Origin of the sequence: Streptosporangium subroseum, from assembly GCF_900188345.1 — a bacterium.
GTDB classification, from domain to species: Bacteria; Actinomycetota; Actinomycetes; order Streptosporangiales; family Streptosporangiaceae; genus Streptosporangium; species Streptosporangium subroseum.
Window position 1 is genome coordinate 30,035 of the sequence record NZ_FZOD01000066.1, and the last position, 21,642, is coordinate 51,676.

General features: G+C 67.6%; 18 protein-coding genes. 13 read left to right on the forward strand and 5 right to left on the reverse strand.

Going from position 1 to position 21,642, the window contains the following annotated elements; translation table 11 throughout:
- The first annotated feature begins 86 nt into the window (after positions 1-86).
- Complete coding sequence (locus CHC08_RS39130; protein ID WP_089212440.1) at positions 87-1,016, forward strand: ATP-binding cassette domain-containing protein; 930 nt, start codon at positions 87-89, stop codon at positions 1,014-1,016.
- 25 nt (positions 1,017-1,041) lie between these two features.
- Entirely contained in the window at positions 1,042-1,827 is a 786-nt protein-coding gene (locus tag CHC08_RS39135; RefSeq protein WP_089212441.1) for an ABC transporter permease, read from the forward strand.
- Positions 1,828-1,914: 87 nt separating this feature from the next.
- Here CHC08_RS39135 and CHC08_RS39140 read toward each other — a convergent pair whose 3' ends face one another.
- Positions 1,915-2,766: a phosphotransferase enzyme family protein gene (locus tag CHC08_RS39140; RefSeq protein ID WP_089212442.1), complete on the reverse strand. Its 852-nt coding sequence runs from the start codon at positions 2,764-2,766 to the stop codon at positions 1,915-1,917.
- A gap of 187 nt (positions 2,767-2,953) precedes the next feature.
- On the opposite strand from CHC08_RS39140, the gene CHC08_RS52615 reads away from it, so the two are divergent.
- Entirely contained in the window at positions 2,954-3,088 is a 135-nt protein-coding gene (locus CHC08_RS52615) for a hypothetical protein (protein ID WP_275937237.1), read from the forward strand.
- A gap of 138 nt (positions 3,089-3,226) precedes the next feature.
- Positions 3,227-3,508, forward strand: coding sequence for a hypothetical protein (locus tag CHC08_RS39145; protein ID WP_089212443.1), 282 nt, complete (start codon positions 3,227-3,229; stop codon positions 3,506-3,508).
- Positions 3,509-3,581: 73 nt separating this feature from the next.
- On the opposite strand, the gene CHC08_RS39150 is transcribed toward CHC08_RS39145, so the two are convergent.
- Positions 3,582-4,235, reverse strand: a complete 654-nt coding sequence (locus CHC08_RS39150) for a class I SAM-dependent DNA methyltransferase (protein ID WP_089212444.1) — start codon at positions 4,233-4,235, stop codon at positions 3,582-3,584.
- A 221-nt stretch (positions 4,236-4,456) separates the two neighbouring features.
- Positions 4,457-7,591, reverse strand: coding sequence for a lamin tail domain-containing protein (locus CHC08_RS50960; RefSeq protein ID WP_218825698.1), 3,135 nt, complete (start codon positions 7,589-7,591; stop codon positions 4,457-4,459).
- Positions 7,592-7,997: 406 nt separating this feature from the next.
- Between CHC08_RS50960 and CHC08_RS39170 the strand changes: the two genes are divergently transcribed.
- Positions 7,998-8,753, forward strand: a complete 756-nt coding sequence (locus CHC08_RS39170) for an IclR family transcriptional regulator (protein ID WP_179282470.1) — start codon at positions 7,998-8,000, stop codon at positions 8,751-8,753.
- A 109-nt stretch (positions 8,754-8,862) separates the two neighbouring features.
- Here the strand turns inward: CHC08_RS39170 and CHC08_RS39175 are convergent, their stop codons facing one another.
- Positions 8,863-9,843, reverse strand: a complete 981-nt coding sequence (locus CHC08_RS39175) for a substrate-binding domain-containing protein (RefSeq protein ID WP_218825699.1) — start codon at positions 9,841-9,843, stop codon at positions 8,863-8,865.
- A 17-nt stretch (positions 9,844-9,860) separates the two neighbouring features.
- Positions 9,861-10,664, reverse strand: coding sequence for an SDR family NAD(P)-dependent oxidoreductase (locus CHC08_RS39180; protein ID WP_089212447.1), 804 nt, complete (start codon positions 10,662-10,664; stop codon positions 9,861-9,863).
- 291 nt (positions 10,665-10,955) lie between these two features.
- Here CHC08_RS39180 and CHC08_RS39185 point away from each other — a divergent pair, with 291 nt between their 5' ends.
- From CHC08_RS39185 to CHC08_RS39220, 8 genes are all read left to right on the forward strand, one after another.
- On the forward strand, positions 10,956-12,449 hold the full coding sequence (locus tag CHC08_RS39185; RefSeq protein ID WP_089212448.1) for an aldehyde dehydrogenase family protein: 1,494 nt from the start codon (positions 10,956-10,958) through the stop codon (positions 12,447-12,449).
- 22 nt (positions 12,450-12,471) lie between these two features.
- The gene (locus CHC08_RS39190) at positions 12,472-14,052 is read left to right on the forward strand and encodes a phytoene desaturase family protein (RefSeq protein ID WP_275937238.1); all 1,581 of its coding nucleotides are present in this window, start codon (positions 12,472-12,474) and stop codon (positions 14,050-14,052) included.
- Positions 14,053-14,131: 79 nt separating this feature from the next.
- Positions 14,132-15,406, forward strand: a complete 1,275-nt coding sequence (locus CHC08_RS39195) for an alcohol dehydrogenase catalytic domain-containing protein (RefSeq protein WP_089212450.1) — start codon at positions 14,132-14,134, stop codon at positions 15,404-15,406.
- A gap of 94 nt (positions 15,407-15,500) precedes the next feature.
- Positions 15,501-16,220, forward strand: a complete 720-nt coding sequence (locus tag CHC08_RS39200) for an SRPBCC family protein (RefSeq protein WP_089212451.1) — start codon at positions 15,501-15,503, stop codon at positions 16,218-16,220.
- Between the two features lies 1 nt (position 16,221).
- The gene (locus CHC08_RS39205) at positions 16,222-17,835 is read left to right on the forward strand and encodes an FAD-dependent oxidoreductase (RefSeq protein ID WP_089212452.1); all 1,614 of its coding nucleotides are present in this window, start codon (positions 16,222-16,224) and stop codon (positions 17,833-17,835) included.
- Positions 17,836-18,294: 459 nt separating this feature from the next.
- Positions 18,295-19,653: an MFS transporter gene (locus CHC08_RS39210; RefSeq protein ID WP_179282471.1), complete on the forward strand. Its 1,359-nt coding sequence runs from the start codon at positions 18,295-18,297 to the stop codon at positions 19,651-19,653.
- A gap of 43 nt (positions 19,654-19,696) precedes the next feature.
- The gene (locus CHC08_RS39215; RefSeq protein ID WP_089212454.1) at positions 19,697-20,875 is read left to right on the forward strand and encodes an FAD-dependent monooxygenase; all 1,179 of its coding nucleotides are present in this window, start codon (positions 19,697-19,699) and stop codon (positions 20,873-20,875) included.
- A gap of 391 nt (positions 20,876-21,266) precedes the next feature.
- Positions 21,267-21,593 (forward strand): hypothetical protein, encoded by a 327-nt coding sequence (locus CHC08_RS39220; RefSeq protein ID WP_089212455.1) that lies wholly within the window; start codon positions 21,267-21,269, stop codon positions 21,591-21,593.
- Positions 21,594-21,642: the final 49 nt, after the last annotated feature.

Below are 21,642 nucleotides of genomic sequence, written 5' to 3' on the forward strand. Positions count from 1 at the left end.
AACACCCTTCCGCGCCCCGATGCGTATGAGCTACGCTTTTAGGCGTAGCACATACGCAATTATGCCATCGCATCCGAGGAGCGCGAATGATCGTCGAGGCCACCGGCCTGCACAAGGCCTTCGGATCCACCAAGGTTCTGGAGGGGGTGGACCTGCACGTCGCGGAGGGTACGGTCTTCGCGCTGCTGGGTCCGAACGGCGCCGGGAAGACCACCACCATCCGCATCCTGACCACGCTGTTACGCCCTGACCTCGGCAGCGTGCGGGTCGCCGGGCACGATGTCGTACGCGAGGCGACCAAGGTGCGCGGCGTGATCAGCCTGACCGGTCAGTCCGTCGCGGTGGACGACCAGCAGACCGGCTGGGAGAACCTGGTCATGATCGGCCGCCTGATGCACCTGGGCAGACCCGCCGCTCGCCGCCGCGCCACGGACCTCTTGGAACGGTTCGACCTGGTGGACGCCATGAACAGACGAGTGAAGACCTACTCCGGAGGCATGCGCCGACGACTGGACCTGGCGATGAGCCTGGTCTCGCAGCCGAAGGTGATCTTCCTGGACGAGCCGACCACCGGCCTCGACCCGTCCAGCCGGACGACGATGTGGGACGCCATCAAGGACCTGGTCTCGTCGGGGACGACGATCGTCCTCACCACGCAGTATCTGGAGGAGGCGGATCGGCTGGCCGACCGGATCGTACTGATCAACGGGGGCAAGGTCGCCGCGTCCGGCACGACCGACGAGTTGAAGTCCCAGGTGGGCGGGGACCGGCTCGACCTGCGGTTCGCGGCGGAGACCGACGTGGCCCATGCCGCCGCGCTGTTCGACGCGCCGCGCGGCACCGACCCGCTCGTGCTGGGCATCCCGTCCGACGGCAGCGCGGAGCACCTGCACCGGGTGCTGGACGACCTGCGGATCGCGGGCGTGCCGGTGGTCAAGGTGTCGTCGCACCGGCCGACGCTGGACGACGTGTTCCTGTCCCTGACCACCACCGACCGGACCCCGGCCCGGGTCTGACCCGGCTTCCGAAAGGACCACGACCATGACCACCATCGCTGTGCACGGCGGCGCCCGCAACGCCGTGAGCGACTCCCTGACCATGATCGGCCGCAGCATCCGGCTCAGCCGCCGCAACGTCGACACGCTGATCATGTCGATCGTCCTGCCGCTGCTGATGATGTCGCTGTTCGTCTATGTCTTCGGCGGGGCCATCGACACCGGCACCCAGTACATCAACTACGTGGTGCCCGGCATCATCCTGCTGTGCACCGGCTACGGCGCCGCGTCCACCGCGATGTCCGTCGCGGACGACATGACCAGCAGCATGATCGACCGGCTGCGCTCGTTGCCGATCCGCAGCTCCGCCGTTCTCACAGGACACGTCGCCGCCAGCGTCGTCCGGAACCTGCTGTCCACCACCATCGTCATCGGCGCGGCCATCGCGATGGGCTTCCGTCCCAACGCGACGGTCACCGACTGGATGCTGGCGGCCGGTCTGCTCCTGCTCTACGTGCTCGCGCTGTCATGGCTGGCGGCAGGGCTCGGCGTGATCGCGAAGTCCGTGGAGTCGGCCAGCACGCTGAGCTTCCTCATGCTGTTCCTGCCCTATCTCAGCAGCGCCTTCGTGCCGACGCACACCATGCCGTCGTTCTTGCACGCGGTGAGCGAGAACCAGCCGATCACTCCGGTGATCGAGACCGTCCGGAGCCTGCTGACCGGGACCTCGATCGGCAACACCGGCTGGATCGCACTCGCCTGGTGCGCCGGCCTGCTGACCGGCTCGTTCATCCTCGCCGCCTGGCTGTTCCGCCGCCGTACCAACGGCTGAAAAAGTGTCGCCCGCGGTCTGGACGGCGGCGACGATCGGGCTCCGGGATGATCGACAGGAGCAGGAGCAGGGTCCGTCGGCCCGCGGTCAGCCATGGGTGTCCAGCCCTTTGCGGTCGAGCGCTGTTCGGATCTGGCTGAGCCACTCTGTGCCCAGCCGGCGCCCGTTCGGGAATTGGTCGCCTCGGTCCCAGCGCCACGTTGTGATCATTGCCAGCATGAGGATCCGGCACTCGCGCAGCAAGGCTTGATCGACACACGGATAGTGCTCGCTGACTTCTTCGGGCGCATGGACGAGGTCGAATTCGACAGGCCCACGGCAACACGTCTCGAAATCTATGAACAGCAGCCCGTTCTCCGTGGTGAGCACGTTGCCCGGGTGCGGCTCGCCGTGCAGCAACTGCTCGGAGCCGCCGCGCTCGCCGATCACTCGCCTCAGGTTTCGCAATGTGTCGCCGAGCAGTTCCCGGTCCGCGTCGGCGAGTGCCGGAGTACGGTCGCGGCTCGCCACGAGTTGTTGAGCCTGCTCGACCCGATCCGTGAAATGCGGCGTCGGGACATCGAGCTTGCGCATGCCGGCATGCAACCGCTCAAGCGCATTGGCGTAGTCGGCTGGTGAGACCTCTCGATGCGTCACGGGTTCGTAGTAGGTCCACAGCGTGACCGCGTAACCATCACGCTCATAAACGCGTGGCTCCACCCGAGGATCGAGAGCGGCCACGGGGCACCCGGATTCGGCGAGCCGCTGAGCAAGATCGATTTCGAACTGTGCGACCCGATGCGCTACGGGTGCCACCCGGGCCAGGACGTCACAGGGCAGCAGACGCAGAGTGAGCTTGTTCGAGTCATGAAGAACGATCGCGTCGTCGGCTGTCAGGCCAAGTGACGAGGCGATCGACATGGCCGCTGCCACCGCACGCGGGACCTCTGACGCCTGCATCGTCGTCTGGTCCTCTTCCTTGAGCGCTGCCGTACTCCCCAAGCGGTGCGACCTGGGCACCATACCAAGTTGCCGATAGGGAGCCGCGATGGGCGGGACGTGACTGAGTCGGCGATCTGCCCGCTTCGGCTGCTCAGTCGACAACCGTCAAACCCGGCTCCGGGTTGTCGGGCGTAGATTCGTCGGCATGCGCGTGCTGTTCGCCAGTCTTGCGTCGGTCGGTCACACCGACGCGGTCCGTACGATCGCCGAGGAGATCGCCCGCATGCCCTCCCCGGACGAGGTCGCCCGTCGTCTGCCGGAGTACGCCGAGCGCGCATGAGCCACCGGCGCACCGCGCCGCCGCCCGATCGGTCAGACGGGCCGACGGCAGGCGGACAGGTGGCAGAGCCGCCAGTACGCGAGATGGCCCACTCCTCGGCCTACGTTGTACGGTGCGACGGAGGAGGGCGGATGCTTTATGGAAGACGAGCAGATCACGACAATCGGCAGATGTCACATGTGCAAGCGAACCTTCAGCTTCACCCCTGCGAGTGTCATGACGATCATGATGGACCCCGAGACCAATCTTCCGCTGGGCATGACGGTGTCAGGTGCTTTCCGGGAGCCGGCACCGGAGGTCACCGCCAGATCGGTCAAGGAACACATCTGCTCCGACTGCGTGAAGAGGGCAGAGCGGCTCAGAGAATTGATGGACCCGCCCGCCCCCCAGTTCGGCACATGGCAGAGGGGCGACTCTTGATCGTGGCTCATGCGTCCGACGTGCGTCGATCATGAGCGTGTCCATGTGTGCCGATCGTCGATGAGCCCGCCTGTCACGACGGTTCGGGCTTGCGGGCCAGCAGGCAGACATGCGGCCTCTTCTGTCCCTCGCCGGGTTCCTCCAGCAGTCGCGCGCTGACGACAAGCCCGGCCTCGGCGAGCAACTCGGTGATGCGGTCGGGCGGCAGCAGATAGGAACCGAAGGACACCGGGTGGCCGTACGCCTCCTGGAAGTGCAGGTTCTCATCGCCGACATGAGTCCCCAGCAGCAGGTGGCCGCCCGGTGCCAGCGTCCGATGGAACTCGGCGAACACCGTCGGCAACTGCTCCGTCGGGACGTGATGGGTCGAATACCAGGCGACGATGCCGCCCAGCTCGCCGTCCTTGAGATCCAGCTCGGTCATCGCACCCTCGTGGAACCGCAGGCCCGGATACCTCCGCCGGGCGACCTCGACCATCTTGGGCGACAGGTCGATGCCGAACACCGGCACTCCCAGCGTGTTCAGATGCGCCCCCACATGCCCGGGCCCGCACCCGATGTCGGCGACCGGCCCGTCTCCGGCGGCCCGTACGAGTTCGGCGAACGCGGCCAGCATCGCGCGGGTCAGCGGCATCGACGTGAGCGCGTTTCCGTAGCGCTCCGCGTAGTCGACGGCGACGGTGTCGTAGGACGCCCGAGTGGCGGTCAGATAGGAGGGTTCGGTCATGCGGACGACCGTAGCCGTCGTCCGGCGCGTGTCGCAAAACCCGACGAGGGGTGATCGAACGCCTGGACGGCATCACGTCGCTCACCATTGACAGCGAGGTTCGGCACACCCTCGTCCGCCGACCGCGTCGGCCCGTGAGCGGCGATGGCGCAGCGTGCGCCGGCTGCGGAAAAAAGTAGGGCCGGCCAATTGGCCGGCCCTACGCGATCAATCGACCGAGGTCAGACCCCGAACGCCTCGCACCGCTTGCCGACGTTGGTGTTGTTGCCACCACCGGCGTGCGCGGTGTCCGAGCCGGCACCGCAGTCGATGCCGTCGTTGCCGCTCACGGTCGTGACGGCGTCGTCGCCGCCGCCGGTGGTCACCGTGTTGTTGCCGCCGCCCGCGTTGACCGTGTCGTCGCCGTCGCCGGCGGTGATCTGGTCGTTGCCCGAACCGGTCACCACGGTGTTCGCGCCGCCGCCGACGCGGACCACGTTGTTGCCGCCGCCCGCGTCGATCCAGTCGTCGCCGCCGGTCGTGGTGATCTGGTCGTTGCCGCTGCCCGTCGTGACGCAGTCGCTGCCGCCGTTGCCGTTGACCGTGTCGTTGCCGCCTCGCCCGAGGACCAGGTCGTTGTCGCCGGTACCGGCGATCTGGTTGTTGCCGGTCGTGGCGACGATGACGTTCTGGATCGCGATGCCGGCGCACGCGGTCGCGGACATGCCGTCCGCGCGGACGCCGACGGTCCCGGTCCGCTGGATGCCGGTCAGCCCGGTGACCTTGCCGTTGGCTGACACCTCGGTGTAGGTGACCGAGGCGCCCTTGCCGACCGTCAGCGTGATCGGCGTGCCGTTCACGTTCACCGTGACGACCGCCTGCTCGCCGTCGAGCGTCGTGACCGTACTGGTCTTCGCGGAGCCGGTGAGCTCGTAGGAGCCCCGTCCCAGCGAGACCGTCGCGCCGCTACCGGCCAGCTGGAACTGCGCGGGGGTGGAGCCGGCACCGGCGTTCACCCGTACGCCCGAGGGGGTGCGGGCGTCGGAGACCGTGAGCGTGCGGTCCTTGCGGCTCAGGATCCTGCCCGACGTGGTGCCGCCGACGAGTGCGTCGGAGAACGTCTCGTTGGTCGGGTTGGCCGCCTGCGAGGTACCCGGCGGGAACGTCACGTCCACGTCGTCGTTGATGCCGTCGTCGTCCGCGTCGAGGTCGAGAACGGTGCAGTTGAGCGTTCCGCTGCGCAGCGCGTGCCCGTCGTCGTTGCTGTCGTCGGACCAGAAGACGGGCTTGTGACCGTCCACGCACTCCGACTGCGGCGCGATCGCGAATCCCTCGTTGTTGTAGTTGGGCATCGAGCTCGGCCGCTCGTACACGGTGGTGACGGCGAACTTCCCGCCGGCGTTGATGTCGAGGGTCGCGGTACGGCCGTTGCAGGTGTCGTCGCACGCCACCCAGAGGTGGTTGGTCTCAGGCTCGAATTCGAGGTCCATCACGCCGGGGAACCCGCTCGTGATCGTGGCGACCCGGGTGAATCCACTGCCGTTCTGGTCGAGCGCGTAGGCGTAGACGGTGCCGTTGGCTTCGAGGCCGACGAAGAACAGGCCGTCGCCGTGGCCCGGGTAGGTGGCCGGCTCATAGGCCGCGCCGGTGTGCTCGTCGAGGAAGCCGTGCGAGGTCAGGAACGAGTCGGGGATCCAGGAGATCGCCTCCAGCCCGCTGTTCGCGGCCACCGCCGGCAGGTCCGCGGTGAGGTTCCACTCCTTCGTGGCGGTGAGGCTGGTCGCCGTACCAAGGGGGTCGAAGCGCAGCACCTCGGGCCGGCTGACGCCGCTGTTGCCGTTGTTGCGTTCGGTCGAGACGAACACGCCGCCGGCCGGACCGGCTCCGGTCAGGGTCACGCCCTCGGAGTCGAGATCGCCGGTGCCGTCCGGGTAGTGCAGCGCCTTGCCGGCGTTCCAGCCGTCGGTCGTGGCGGGTGTCCACTTGGTCCCGTCCCACTCCAGGCGGTACAGCGTGCCGGGACCGTTCTTCACCGCCCAGAGCACACCGGGCGTCGCGTCGCCGGATGCCTCGTAGGCCAGGCCGCTCATGTTGGTGCTGAACACGTTGGCGTCGTCGGCGGTGGCCACCGCCGCGCCACCCGGCCACGGCGAGGCGGAAACCTGACCGGGGCACGCGTTCGCCGCGCCCTTGGTCGGTGTTGTGGTGTTGACGAAGGCGCCGGTGCCGTCGGGGCATCGGCCGTAGGTCGTGGCCGCGTGGGCGGTCCAGCTGTAGGAGTCGACGAGGGTGGTGGCGTCGGGCAGGAACAGGCGGGCGGAGTCGGCGGCGCCCAGGCCGAAGACCGGGTCGACGTCGAGGGCCAGGAAGGCACCGGCGGCGACCGTGGTACCCGCCGCGATGGTGAAGGCGTGGGTGTCGTCGTTGTCCTTGAGGACCCAGCCGGACACGTCGACGGGGGTTGCGCCCGTGTTGAGGAGTTCGATCCAGTCGCCGGGGGTGCCGCCGTTGGACTCGACCTCGTTGATCTTCACGGCCGGTGACGGGGTGCCGCAGTCATTCGCCGCGCCCTTGGTCGACGTCGTGACGGTCACGAACGCGCCGGTGCCATTCGGGCACCGGCCGTAGGTCGTCGCGGCGTGGGCGGTCCAGCTGTAGGAGTCGACAAGCGTGGTGGCATCCGGCAGGAACAGGCGGGCGGAGTCCGCGCCGCCCAGGCCGAAGACCGGGTCGACATCAAGTGCCAGGAAGGCACCGGCGGCCACCGTGGTACCCGCCGCGACCGTGTAGGCGTGGGTGTCGTCGTTGTCCTTGACGACCCAGCCGGACACATCGACGGGAGCCGCACCGGTGTTGACGAGTTCGACCCAGTCACCCGGCGTGCCGCCGTTGGACTCGACCTCATTGATCTTCACGACCGATGAGGGGGTTCCGCAGTCGTTGGCCGCGCCCTTGGTCGGCGTCGTGGTGGTCGCGAAAGTGCCGGTGCCGTCAGGGCATCGGCCGTAGGTGGTGGCCGCGTGGGCGGTCCAGCTGTAGGAGTCGACGACGGTGGTGGCGTCGGGCAGGAACAGGCGGGCGGAGTCGGCGGCGCCCAGGCCGAAGACCGGGTCGACGTCGAGGGCCAGGAAGGCACCGGCGGCCACCGTACTGCCGGCGGCGATGGTGAAGGCGTGGGTGTCGTCGTTGTCCTTCAGGACCCAGCCGGACACGTCGACGGGGGTTGCACCGGTGTTGAGAAGTTCGATCCAGTCGCCGGGGGTGCCGCCGTTGGACTCGACCTCATTGATCTTCACGGTGGACGGAACCAGGTCGTCCGCCGAGGCGGGCGTCCCCGCGACGAGAAACGGGACAGCCGCCAGGGACGCGACTATCAATGTGATTGGCGCACGCCAATTCTTATGCAACGTTGATGTCCTCTTCGCAGGGCCCACAGCAGACAATGAGCAGTACTCGCCCAGAAGTTTCGGGCATCTCGGCAAATAGGGCGCAAATGGTGAGCGAACAGTGGGCAAGTGTTCGCCGGCCCCGTGAAGGGGCATGCTGAAAGCCCGGCCGGTGGCGGTCGGGTGAGCTTCGGCGGTGTGGCCGGATCAGGGTGTCGGCCGGCGGCCGGCCGGGTTCACCACGACGACATTATGCGTTCTGCTAGGTGGGATAGGGTTCTGCAATGCTAGAATTGAGGCATACAAAACCGGCTCTCCCAGACGCTGGAGACACTGGTGCGCGGTGATGGCTACAGAACGGGCTGGTGACGCGATGGAGCATCCCGGATCCGAGGATGTGCCGAATTACCCCATCGGATCAGTGGACAACGCGCTGCGTCTGCTCCGGCTCTTCGGCAGGCAGAAATCCGTCCGGGTGGCCGAGGCCGGCCGGGACATCGGGGTCGCCCGATCGACGGCACACCGATTGATGCAGATGCTGCAGTATCACGGCTTCGTAAGTCAAGATCCAGAATCGAAGGCTTACACGGCCGGGCCCGAGCTGATCGGCATGGCCGTGTCACTCGTGGGTGGATTGGACCTCCGGGTGGTCGCCCGTCCGATCATGGAGGACATGGTCCGGCAGCTCGGGGAGACGGTGCACATCAGCATCCTGCGCGGCTCCGACATCTTTTTCGTCGAGTCGATCGAGACGACAAAGTCGTTGCGCGTCGGCTCACGGACAGGGATGGTCCTCCCCGCGCACGCCACGGCGTCGGGCAAGGTGCTTCTTGCCGGGCTGGAGCCGGACGAGGTCCGGCGCCTGCTCCCTCAGACCAAGCTCGCTCCCCTGACGGGTCTGACCCTGACGAGTCGGCGTGACCTTGAGGCGCATCTGGTGCGGGTCCGCGAGTTGGGATACGCGTCCAACTTCGGGGAAAGCGAGGACGAGGTGTGGTCGGTCGCGGTGCCCGTGCGAGGTGCGAGCGGCAACGTGCGCGCCGCGCTGGCCATCTCGGCGCCACCGTCCCGGCTGGACAAGGACGCGGTGGCCAACATCGCCAGGGTGCTGACGGAAGGCGCGGACAGAATCAGCGCCGTACTCCCCGCCTAGTGACACGGTTCCGCGGGTCACCAGCCGGGGAGCTTCCGTTTGCCGCCAACGTCCGGACGCTTCACGTCTCGCAGGTCCGTACCGCCTCGTCACCCGCGGACGACCGATCTCAGATCACGTGGGATTCGGCGATCGACGCGGGGAAGAGGTCGTCGGAGGTGAGCAGGCGCTCACAGACTCCCTGCTCGTGGGCGTAACGGAGGAACGCCTCAAGGGTCGTGCGGTTCGGCGCCGTTCCGTACGGCCACAGATCCCGACCGAAGACCTTCTCCGCCATCCGGGCACGGTCCGGTCCCCAGGGCAGGGGGAAGTGCGGCGCGGTCGGGCTGAGCAGCCTGGCCAGACTCCGGTCCTTGGCGGTGGTGAACGCCGTGACGAGGTTCTGGGCCACCCACGGATACTGCTCGTGCACCTCGCGACGCAGCACCACCAGGTGCATGATCGGGAAGATGCCGGTCCTCCGGTAGTACTCTTCCTCGATCGCGGGGCCGTCGCGGAAAAGCTGGACGATGCGCCCCGAGCGGTCCTCGAACGCGGTGGGCGGGTGGGGCACCATGATCGCGTCCAGCTCGCCGTCGAGCAGCAGCCGGTTCAGCGACCGTTGCCGTTCGGGTCGGACCGTGATGCCGTCGGGCAGTCCGACGGGCAGCGTCTCGATGCGTCCGGGCTCGTTGATCCCGCCCTGTACCCAGGTGACGCCGGCCAGGTCCACGCCGAATTCGTGCTGCAGCAGTGCCCGCTGGTAGACGGTCGCGGTCACCGTCCATTCCGGGAGGCCGATCCGCGCCCCGGCGAGCTTGGCCGGATCGTCCACGGGTCCGTCCGCGCGGACGAAGATGCCGGAGTGCCGGAAGGAACGGGACGGGAACACCGGCAGTCCGACGAGGGAGTCGTCGCCCCGGGCGCGCAGCGAGCAGTACTTGCCCAGCGACATCTCCGAGATGTCCCATTCCCTGAACTTGGTGAACCTGAAGAAGATCTCCTCGACCTCAAGAAGAAGGCAGGTCAGGTCGACGCCGTTCACCGGCACAGATCCTGACACCAGATCGCGAACCTGGTCGGAGTCATTGATCGCAAGGGTGAGATGCACGTTCGATCGAGACGAGCTCACAGGAAATTCATCCCTCCGTCGATGACGATGCTCTGTCCCGTGATCGTGCGCGCGGCGTCGGACGCGAGGAAGACCGCCGTACCGGCGATGTCGTCCGACCGCAGGCGCCGGTGCAGGGCCTGGCCGGCGATGATCTGCTCGGCCTGGCCGGGCTTGACGGAGTCGCGGGGGATGCCGGTGTCCACCGAGCCGGGCATCAGGGCGTTGACGGTGACATCCGCGGCGCCCAGCTCGCGCGCCAGCGATCGGGTCAGACCCACCACGCCTGCCTTGGACGCCACGTAGTGCAGGTAGTTCGGCCGCCCCTGGAGCACGGCCGCCGAGGAGACGTTGATGATGCTGCCGCCGCGCTGGGCCCGCAGGTGGGCGCCGACCGCACGGCAGCAGAGGAACACGCCGGTCAGGTTGACGTCGACGACCTGCCGCCACTCCGCCGGGCTGATCTCGTCGAAGGGCTTCATCACGATGGTCGAGAAGATCGCGGCGTTGTTCACGAGTGTGTCGACCCGCCCGTAGGTCTCGAGAGTCAGGCGGAGCAACATGTCGACGCTCTGTTCGTCGGCGACGTCGACGGTCACCGCCATGGCGTCGTGACCGTCCTTGCGCAGCTCGGCCGCGGTGGATTCGGCACCGTCGGTGTCGCGGTCGGCGACGACGACGCGGGACCCGGATTCGGCGAAGGCGCGTGCGAAGGTACGGCCGATGCCCTGGGCCGCGCCGGTGATGATGCCGACCTTGCCGGCCGGGTCGGGCCCGGACGCTGTCCGGGCATTTCGGTCATGGAGAGCAGACTGCTCCATAGAGTCCACCAGATGTCTCCTATCTCTTTGTAACTCGCCGCCGCACAGTGGGTCGATTTGACCCCAAATGGTCAAGAAAGGGATGCCTTGACGGTGGGCGACACGCGTGCTTAACATCCATGGTGTTCTGCATGACGGTCTACCGTTCTCCACTGTAGAACGCAAGGCTTCAGGGAAAACACGTCGCCAGATCAGCGGTCAGGCCGGGCCCGCAACGGCCCGCGTTCCCGCTGGTCCGACGCGACGCCCAGGACACCTCGGCTGATCGTGAGTGGGAGGAGCGAGACGCGGATGATGAGACCACCCGACGCCACGGCTGTCGTCGACCGGGAATGGTTCATGATCATCGATAACCAGCCGGTCGGCGCCGTCGACGGAGGCAGGCTGGAGGTCGTCAACCCGGCCACCGGTCAGGTCGTCACGACGATTCCGGCGGCCACGGAGGCGGATGTCGACGCGGCCGTCGCGGCGGCGAAAAACGCGTTCGACGGGTGGAGGCGCACTCCGGCCGTCGTGCGTGCTCGCCTGCTCAACGAGATAGCCGACGCGGTTGAGACGCACGGCGAGGAACTCGCCCGGATCGACTCGATCGACAACGGCACGCCGATCAGCATGCTGCGCAACGACATCCGCCTCGCGACCACCCAGCTGCGCTACTTCGCAGGGCTGGCGCTTGAGCTGCGCGGACAGTCGATCCCCCCGCCCGCGGGAGGGCTGAACTACACCGTGCACGAACCGTTCGGCGTCGTCGGGCGGATCGTGCCCTTCAACCATCCGATGATGTTCGCCGCGACGAAGATCGCCGCACCGCTCGTCGCCGGCAACACGGTGGTCCTCAAGCCCTCCGAGCACACGTCGCTGTCGGCACTGCGCATCGGTGAGCTGTGCGCCGAGATCCTGCCGCCCGGGGTGGTGAACGTGGTCACCGGGCTCGGCGCCACCGTCGGCGCGCGCCTGACGACGCATCCCGACGTCACCAGGATCGCCTTCACGGGCAGCGTCCAGACCGGACTGGGCATTCAGCGGCAGGCCGCCACGGACCGCGTGAAGACGGTGACGCTGGAGCTGGGCGGCAAGAACCCGCTGCTGGTCTTCCCCGACGCGGACCTCGACGCGGCCGTCGCCGGGGCGATCCGCGGGATGAACTTCACCTGGCAGGGGCAGAGCTGCGGGTCGACCTCACGGGTGTACGTGCACCGCAGCCTGTGGCACGAGTTTCTCGACCGGTTGAAGGTGGGGGTCGAGAAGCTTCAGATCGGCGACCCGCAGAACGATGAAACCGACGTGGGCGCCATCGTGTGCAGGTCGCAGTACGACCGGGTCGTCCGGTTCATCGAGGCGGGAACCGCCGACCCGCGAGCGCGCCTGATCGCGGGCGGCGACGTCGAAGGCCCCGATGCCGGCCTCTTCGTACGCCCGACCGTCTTCGCCTTCGACGAGGGTGACTGCGACTCGCCGCTGCTGAACGAGGAGATCTTCGGCCCGGTGCTGTCGGTCCTGCCGTTCGAAGAGTACGACGAGGTGATCGCCCGCGCGAACCGGCTCCCGCTGGGGTTGACGGCCAGCGTGTGGACCACGGACCTGAGCACGGCCATGCGGGCGACCCGGGATCTGGAGGCCGGCTACGTCTGGGTCAACACGAGCTCGATCCACATCCCGGGCGCGCCGTTCGGCGGATTCAAGAACAGCGGCGTGGGTCGTGAGGAAGGGGTCGAGGAGCTCTACTCCTACACCCAGCAGAAGAACGTCTACATCCAGTTCGAGCTAGGGGGCGGTTCCCATTAACGGTGAATATGACGGAATCATCATCGGGTCCGGCCAGCACGGCCTGGTTCTGGGCAGCTACCTGTCGAAGCTTGGGCTCAAGATCGCGGTTCTGGAACGGCGCATGATGTTCGGTGGCGGCTTGAGCACCATCGAGCCCGGACCGCCCGGGTTCTACCAGAATCCGCATTCCATCAATCATTTCAACATCACCGAGACGCCGTGGTATCGCGACCTCGGCCTGGCGGCGACCGTACGGTATGAGACGCCGCGGTTTGACTTCGCCCAGCCGCATGCCGACGGCACGTCGCTGGTCTTCTCCCGTGACGTCGACGAGACCTGCGCGTCGATCGGCCGGTTCTCGCAGCGCGATGCCAAGACCTTCCGCGAGTGGAACCGTCGCGCCGACGCCATCAGTGACGCGATCTTCCTGGCCGAGCGCTACTCCGAGCCCCTCGACGAGGACGAGCGCAACGAGCTGCTCTCGGGCACCGCCGTCGGGCGCGACTTCCTTGACATCATCGAACGGCAGCCGCTGGACCTGATGAACGAGCTGTTCGAGAACGAGCGCGTCAAGCTGCTGATGCTCTTCAAGCTCTCGATCTTCGGCACCGTCCTCTACGACGCGGTGAGCCAGCGCAGCCCGATGGGAGCGGCGATCCGCGGCTTCGACCTCGCCGCCGGCTACCAGGTGTGCGTCGGTGGGAGCTGGAACCTGGCACGCGGGCTGATGGAGAGTTTCATCCGGGCCGGTGGCACCTTCATCAACCACGCCGAGGTGGAGCGCATCGTCGTCGACGGCAACAGGGCGACCGGTGTCGAACTGGTCGACGGGCGCAGCCTCACCGCACGGCGGTTCGTGGCGAGCACCCTCGACGTCCCGCAGACCTTCACCAGGCTCGTCGGCCCGGACCAGTTGCCCGTCGCGTACCGGGAGAAGGTCGAGAAGTTCAAGCAGACGGCCTGGACGCTGTTCGGCGTGCACCTCGCACTGCGCGAGGCGCCCGACTACCTCGGCTCGGACTTCGATCCGAACGTGAACAAGGCGCTCAAGTACAACGTCGGATGCGAGAGCATCGAGGAACTGTTCGCGCTGCACGACGAGGTGGCCGCGGGCAAGGTCCCCGAGCACATCTCATTCGGCACCGGGCACATCACGCAGTTCGACCCGTCGCAGGCCCCGCCCGGACACCACACCGCGTACGCCTGGCACGTGATGCCGTTCGCACCCGGCGGAAGCCCGGAGAACATCGAGCCGGTCAAGGCGGAGTTCACCGAGCGCGTTCTCGACAAGTGGCGCGAGTACGCGCCGAACATGACCCGCGACAACATCCTGCACGCCTGGACCCACACGGCGAACGACTACAGCCGCCAGCTGATCAACATGACGCGGGGCGACATCTTCATGGGGTCCTTCGCGGGCGAGCAGAGCATGTGGAACCACTTCGGCTACCGGACCCCCATCGACGGCCTGTACATGGCCGGGTCGCCCACGCATCCGGGTGGTGCGATCTCGGGGGGCGCCGGCTACATCGTCTCTCGGATCATCGCGGAAGACCTCGGGCTCGCTCCGTGGTGGGAGCCGGTCGACGTCCGGGCCGCGCTGAAGAACGCGGCGACCTGACCCCGAGGCAGTGGAAGTAACCGGCCGCGGTCACGGCCGGGCAGGTGCTCGAACCGGTGGGAACTAAGGAAGGCTGTACATGACGGACCAATCAATCAATCCAGCGGCTGCGGTCGGATACCCCGGCAACCAGTCCGGCGAGTTCAAGGGCTGGGTGCGATACCAGGACTGGTTCGAGATCCGGGGCCTCAGGCTGCGGCCGAGGCGACCGACCGACGTGGTGATCCGCAACCTCGCGGCACAGGCCTGTTACACGCTCGTGCCGAACATCGCGGACCTGCCCGCGCACCACGGCAAGGCCAGGAGCCCGGGCCACGGTGCCATGGGGGTCGTCGTCGAGGTCGGTTCCCAGGTCCGGCGGGTCAAGGTCGGCGACCGGGTCGTGACGCCGGTGCTGCCGAGCTGCGGTACGTGCTACAGCTGCGTGCGCGGCGAATGGCACGCCTGCGGCCACAAGAACGACCTGGACTTCGCCACGCAGGAAGCCCCGCCGTTCGCGGAGCTGGAGGACGGCACACCGGTGTGGCAGGACCACACGGGTGGCTTCGCGGAGCTGGCGGTCTGCGACGAGTCCTGGGTCGTGCCGGTGTTCGACTCCCCGCTGTCCAACGTCGAGCTCGCCTCGCTCGCCTGCGTTCCGGGGCCCGGCTGGAGCTTCGCGCTCTTCGGCATGCCGGTGGAGATCGCCTCGAAGGTCGCCGTGCTCGGCTGTGGCGCGCTCGGTCTCTCCATCATCCAGGCCGCCAAGATGATGGGCGCCCAGCTGATCATCGCGGTCGAGCGCATCCCGCACCGGATGGAGGCCGCCAAGCGCGCGGGGGCGCACATCGTCCTCGACGCCGACGAGTACGGCGCCGACATCGTCAAGAAGATCCAGGAGCTGTGCGGCCCGGACACGCCGAACATGGCGGCGGGTGGGAAGCCGTCCGTGGGCTTCTACCACGGGCGCGGCGCCGACCACATCTACGAGGCCGCGGGCAAGACGATCGGCGACCCCACGACGGGCAAGCCGGCCGACACCACCGGATCGGCGGCCCTGGGCTACGGCTACCAGGCCACCCGGCGAGGCGGGACGTTCGTGCACACCGGGTGGATCGAGCGGACCAACGACCCGCAGTGGTGGCCGGGCTCGCCGGGCCCCTTCGACTACGAGGGCAAGAAGTATCTCTCCGCGTCCTATGGCGGCGCCAACGTCCTTCGCGACATCCCGCGCCTGGCCAAGCTCATCGAGATGGGATACCTGGACGCGAAGTCGCTCTGCGATCCGGTCATGCCCTTCGAGAAGGGAGATCAGGCGCTGTGGCACTCGCTGAACCGGGACAGCATGCTTCCGATCATCACCTACGACGAGTGAACCGCGATGACGCACGTACGGCGGCGGGTCCCTGGAACGAGCGCGATGACGCACGTACGGCGGCGGGCATCGGGCACGAGCATGGACGCCACCGATGATTGAGATCGACTACACGGTCGAGATCGCCGCCCCGATCGACGAGGTGTGGACCTACCTCTGGAACATTCCGAACTGGGCGCATCTGATGATCGGCTTCCAGACGGTCAAGGTGGTCGACGAGCAGCACTCCGTCTGGACGCTCAAGGGCGATGTCGGCGTGCTCAGCCGCGAGGTCGACCTCGAAGTGATCATCGATGAGTGGGAGCCCAGGAGTTTCCTGAACTTCACGGTCAACGGGCTGACCGAGCAGATCGCGGGCAGCGGCACGTTCGGGATCGGCGAGGTGCCGGACGGCTCCGCGCCCGCTCAGGCCGTTCCGTCCGGGCAGGGCGGTTCCGTGTCCGCTCAGGCCGTTCCGTCCGGGCCCGGTGGCTCCGCGTCCGCTCCGGCGGGGACGGGCGCGTCCCCGGCCGGCGAATCGTGGCGCAGGCGACTCGGCCGGCGCTGGGCGGAGTTCGTGTTCAGAGTGATCACCAAGTCGGCGAGAAGACAGGCCGGTCAGCGTACTCGGAACGCGCCGACCGGCACCCCGAACACCGCTCCCGCGGGTGCGTCCGGGAGCGGCCCGAGGTCCAGGCTCACCTTCCACCTCGAAGTGAGCCCGGGCGGGCCGATGGCGCCCATGATCGAGTTGCTGATGTCACCTCTACTCGAACCGGCAGCGAAGGACCTGGCGGTCGGGATCCGTACGGAGCTGGAAGGACGGGAACAATAAAATGACCGAAGAGAACGACGCGGTCATCATCGGGTCAGGGGCGGCCGGCCTGACAGCGGCCCTGTCGGCGGCCTCCCTGGGGCTGCGTGTCACGCTGCTGGAGAAGGCCCCGGTGTTTGGCGGCACGACCGCCGTCTCCGGCGGCTCCGTATGGGCGCCGAACAGCAAGTATCTGGAGCGGGGAAGTCGGCCCGACAGCCGCGAGGACGCGCTGACGTATGTGCGGGCGCTGGCCCTGGGCCGGGTGGACGATCGCCTCATCGAGACGTTCGTCGACACCATCAACCCGACGCTGGACTTCCTCGAGAAGGAAACGGCGATCGAGTTCTCCTCCAACCCCCACCACCCCGACTACCAGCCGCACCTTCCGGGAGCCAGGGAGGGCGGGCGCACGCTGCAGGTCGGCATCTACGACACCAATCTCCTCGGCGAACGCGCCAGCCAGCTGCGCAAGGGGCACAGCTCGGTTCCGATCACCCGGCTGGAGGGCGACGCCTGGGGGATGGAACGGCCCGAACGCTGGGACTGGAAGCTCCTCGCCGAGCGCGTCGCGAGCGGCCTGGTGGGCATGGGCGCCTCCCTGGTCGGCACGCTGCTCGACGCCTGCCTGAAGAAGGGCGTGCAGGCGGTGGTCAACGCCCGCGCCGTCGAACTCGACCGCGACCCGCAGGGCCGGGTGGTGGGCGTGTACGCGGAGGTGGACGGCGAGCGACGGCTGTTCCGGGCCACCAAGGGGGTCATCCTGGCCTCCGGCGGCTTCGAGTGGAACAGGGAGCTGGTCGACAACTTCCTCGGGGTGCCGTGCGACGCGCCCGCGAGCCCTCCGGCGAACGAGGGCGACGGTCTGAACATGGCGATGGCCGTTGGCGCCGCGCTCGGCAACATGAGCGAGGCCTGGTGGGGCCCCATGATCGCCGCATCGGGAGACAGCTACGACGGTGCGCCGCTGTACCGCCCGACAAGCGGTCTGCGCACGCTCCCCGGCGGGATCATCGTCAACCGCAAGGGCCGCCGATTCCTCGACGAGGCCATGAACTACAACGACTTCGGCAAGATGCTCGCGGCGTTCGACTCGCACGACTACGAGTACGCGAACCTCCCGTGCTGGCTGGTCTTCGACGAGCGCTTCCGCCAGTCGTACCCGATCGCGACGGTCACCCCGGGGACCCCGACACCGCACTGGATGCTCACCGCGCCCACCCTCGCCGAGCTCGCCGAGGCGGCGGGAATCGACCCGGCCGGTCTCGGAGCGCAGGTCGAGGAGTTCAACGGGCACGCGGCGAAGGGCGTGGATCCGGTCTTCCACCGCGGCGAATCGGTCTACGACCTCTACCGCGGCGACCCGGAGGTGACGCCGAACCGCAACCTGCGGCCGCTCGAATCGGGTCCGTACTACGCGGTCCAGCTCCACCTGGGCGCCCTGGGCACGAAGGGCGGCCCGCTCACCGACACGGAGGGCGCCGTCCTCGACACCCACGGAGCCCGGATCCCCGGACTCTACGCGTGCGGGAACGTCGCCTCCAGCCCGTTCGGCCCGGGATACCCCGGAGCGGGGGCGACGCTCGCCGCGGGGATGGTCTTCGGCTACCTGAGCGGTCAGGCCCTGGCCGGCTGATCCGCCGACCACTGCCCGAACCCACCTGAGCCCACCTGAGCCCACCTGAACTCATCCGAGCCGCGAGATCCCGCAGGTTCCCGAGCGCGGGCGGACCATCGAGTCCGCCGGGCCAACGCGTTCCGGAACCCGCGGGCTCGCCGGAAAAACCGATCAACACCGATCAACACCGACCAACAAGGCCTGGATTTTCCGAGGCCACTTCGCGCGAACCTTTTCCAGCCCGGTTCGCGAACTCACCGGGGGACCGACGGGCGGTTTGGCCTGCCCGAATTTCGCACCGGAGACCTTTGGGGCGGCGATTCACAACATGCTCAGGACCTGGTCATGAGAATCGATGGAAAAGGTTCGGCAGAGAGACAGGGTGCGCTATTGATAACGCGCGTTCAATGAACGCGTCCGTATAACGCGGTTTCGGGGGACGATCGCTGTCAAGTCTGGATGACCAGGAGAAACGGCATGCAAAATCCAACCGACGACCACGTTATCCAAACGACAAAACCACGCCCGAGAACGGTCGCGGCACTGGTGCTCGGTCATTTCATCGAAGTATACGACACGGCTCTTTACGGGCTCTTCGTGGCGCCCATCGCCACGGCTTTCTTCCCCGCCGGAAACGCGGACGCGGCACTCATCGCCACACTCGCCGTCTTCGGTGTCTCCTTTCTCTCCAAATCGGCCGGAGGCCTGTTCTTCGGGGTCCTGGCCGATCGGGTCGGACGGCGTAACTCGCTGATGGCCTCGATCCTGCTCGTCGGAGGGTCGACCGCCGCCATCGGTCTCATTCCCACCTACGAGACGGCGGCGCTGCTCTCCCCGATCCTGCTCGTCGTCTGCCGGCTTCTGCAGGGCTTCGCCTCGGGTGGCGAGGCGACGGTGGCCCCGGTGTTCCTGGGAGAGTACGCCTCCCGGAAGCGCCGGGGATTCATCACCTCGTTCGTCGCCGCCGCGGGCAACCTGGGCACCCTGGTGGCCGCCGCCACCGGTGTGATCGTCGGCCTGAGCGTGAACGAGAGCACGTTCAACGACTACGGGTGGCGGTTCGCGTTCTTGATCGCCGCGCCGTTGGCTCTCTTCGCCCTCTACCTCCGCTACGGCCTCGAAGAGCCGGTGACGTACCAGAAGGCGCGATCGCGGGTGAAGCCCGCGCCGATCAGGACGGCCCTGCGGCACTGGCGAATGATCCTGCGGGTGAGCTGCCTCGGCGCCCTGGGAACCACGTTCTACATCATGTTCGTGTACTACCCGACCTATCTCGTCAAGGAGACCGGACTTTCCGCGAGCGACTCCCGGATAGTGCCGCTGATCCTGATCTCGCTGCTCGTGGTGTTCAATCCGCTGGTCGGGATGCTCGGTGACCGCTACGGCCGGAAGCTTCCGCTCCTGCTGGGCGGGCTCGCGTCGGTGCTTTTTGTCCTGCCGGGCTTTCTCGTCGCGCAGAGCGGCGGTTTCCTCGCGGCCGTGCTCGGCGGCGTGCTCATCCTGATCAGCGTCCCCCTGTGCCTCGGGTCGATCCATGCCATTTCGATGGAGTTCTATCCCACCGAGGTGCGGGCGACGGCGGCCGGAATCGCGGGGACCCTCGGCACATTCATCTTCGCCGGTCTGCCGCCGGTCATCGTCAACGTGCTGACCACGACGTACGACATGCCGCTGGCCCCGGCCTTCGTGATCGTCGGAACGGCCGTGCTCGGGCTGATCGCGGCCTGGGGCCTGCCCGACACCCGCAAGATCGACCTGGAGACCGTGGGGACCTCGCTCGCCGGCACGACGGCGGAGAGCCCGCGGCCCGGGGTACCCGGCCGGGTCGCATCGTGACGGCCGCGAAGGACACCTGAATGAATAACAAAGGAGGAGTTTCGTGAGCGACGGGGAGATTCTGGTCATCGGCGGCGGCATCGGAGGACTCACCGCCGCCCTGGCCATCGCTCGGTCGGGACGTGCCGTACGCGTGCTGGAGCGCGCGCCCGAGTTCGCCGAGATCGGCGCGGGCCTGCAACTGGCGCCGAACGCGACCCGGCTGCTGGACCGGCTGGGCGTGCTCGACGCGTGCGTCGAGGCCGGTGTCCTGCCCGAGCGCCTGGTCTTCAACGACGCGCTCACCGGTGCGCGGCTCACCCACCTCGACCTCGGCGAGGACTTCCGCCGGCGTTACGGGGGCCCGTACGTGGTCATGCACCGTAGCGACCTGCTCAGGATCCTCGTCGAGGCCTGCCGCACCCACGGCGTCGCCCTGGAGAACGGAAGGGAGGTCGACGAGGTCACCACGGAGCCCGGCGGCGTGACCGTCACCTGTGCGGACGGGTCGCGCCACACCGGCGTGCTGGCCGTGGCGGCCGACGGCCTGCGGTCGGGCGTGCGCGGCCGGCTGTCGGACGACCAGCCGATCGACTCGGGATACGTGGCCTATCGGGGCACGATTCCGATGGACGAGGTCACCGGCCCGATCTCGCTCTCCGAGGTCGTCGTCTGGTTCGGTCCCGGACTGCACCTGGTGCAGTACCCGCTGCGTTCCGGCCGGCTGCTCAACCAGGTCGCGGTGTTCCGCAGCCCGGGGTTCGCGGCCGGTGATCCCGACTGGGGCAACCCGGACGAGCTCGACGCGGCGTTCTCGGTCACGTGCGAGCCCGTCCGCAGGGCGCTTCCGTCCCTGTGGCGCAACAATCGCTGGCCGATGTACGACCGCGAGCCGTTGGACAACTGGCTGACCGGCCGTACGGTCCTGCTCGGCGACGCCGCTCACCCGATGCTGCAGTATCTCGCCCAGGGCGCCTGTCAGGCGATCGAGGACGGAGTGTCGCTCGCCGACTCGCTGGACCGGCACCTGACGGACGCCGCCCCGGATGCCGTCTCCGTGGACAAGGCACTGCACGCCTACCAGGACGAGCGCATTCCGCGCACCTCCCACATCCAGCGGACAGCCCGAGTATGGGGTGACATGTGGCATATCGACGGCGTAGGAGCGCTGTTGCGCAACGAGGTGTTCACCGGGCGGGCCGTGGATGACTACCGGCATGTCGACCCGATCTATGGCGCATGACCTTACTTACGTGAACGGGGCCCTCTCTCGAATTTGCCATTTCGGGAGAGGGCTTTTTTTGATTCCTGAAGCGGTTGTCGTGGCACAGCTGTGGCACGCGTTGAAATGATAACGGTCTCCGGATGCCCGGACTTTGCGGTAAATACCTCGGGAGAACTGACCCGAGGGTTGAATTTCGGGGTTTTTCGGGGGCCCCTTACGCGTACGTACGCGAGGGACGTCGTATCCAAGAAGAACCGACCGGTGCAGTAAGCGGAATCCCAGTTCAGATGGACACGCCCGGATGCTGCCAAGCTTGGATTCACTCACTTCGAGTAGTCATATGGACCGTGCATTAACGGGAGGGTGGCCCGCAGCAGGCGGGACATCTCTGCTCAAAGGGAGAATCGTAATGAAGCGCACCACAATCGCCGCCGGACTGATCGCTTTCGGCGCCATCCTGGCCGCGCCCGCACTGGCCGCCGCTCCGGCTCAGGCAGCGGCGATCCCCTCTGACCCCTGCTTCGGCAACGGTTTCGGCGGCGGCGGCTTCGGCGGTTTCGGTGGCGGTGGCTTCGGCGGCGGCGGCTTCGGCGGTTTCGGGGGCGGCAACTACGGCAACATCAGTGCCGGCAGCGGGTTCGGCCACGGCATCGCCCAGGCGAACGGCAACCTCATCGGCCTCAACGCCCTCAACAACGTCGGCATCGGCCTCCTCAGCAGCGCCAACGGCTTCTAAGGACGGTGAAAGTCGGGCAGGGCGGCGAAGGACGTCATGGTAGGCGCCT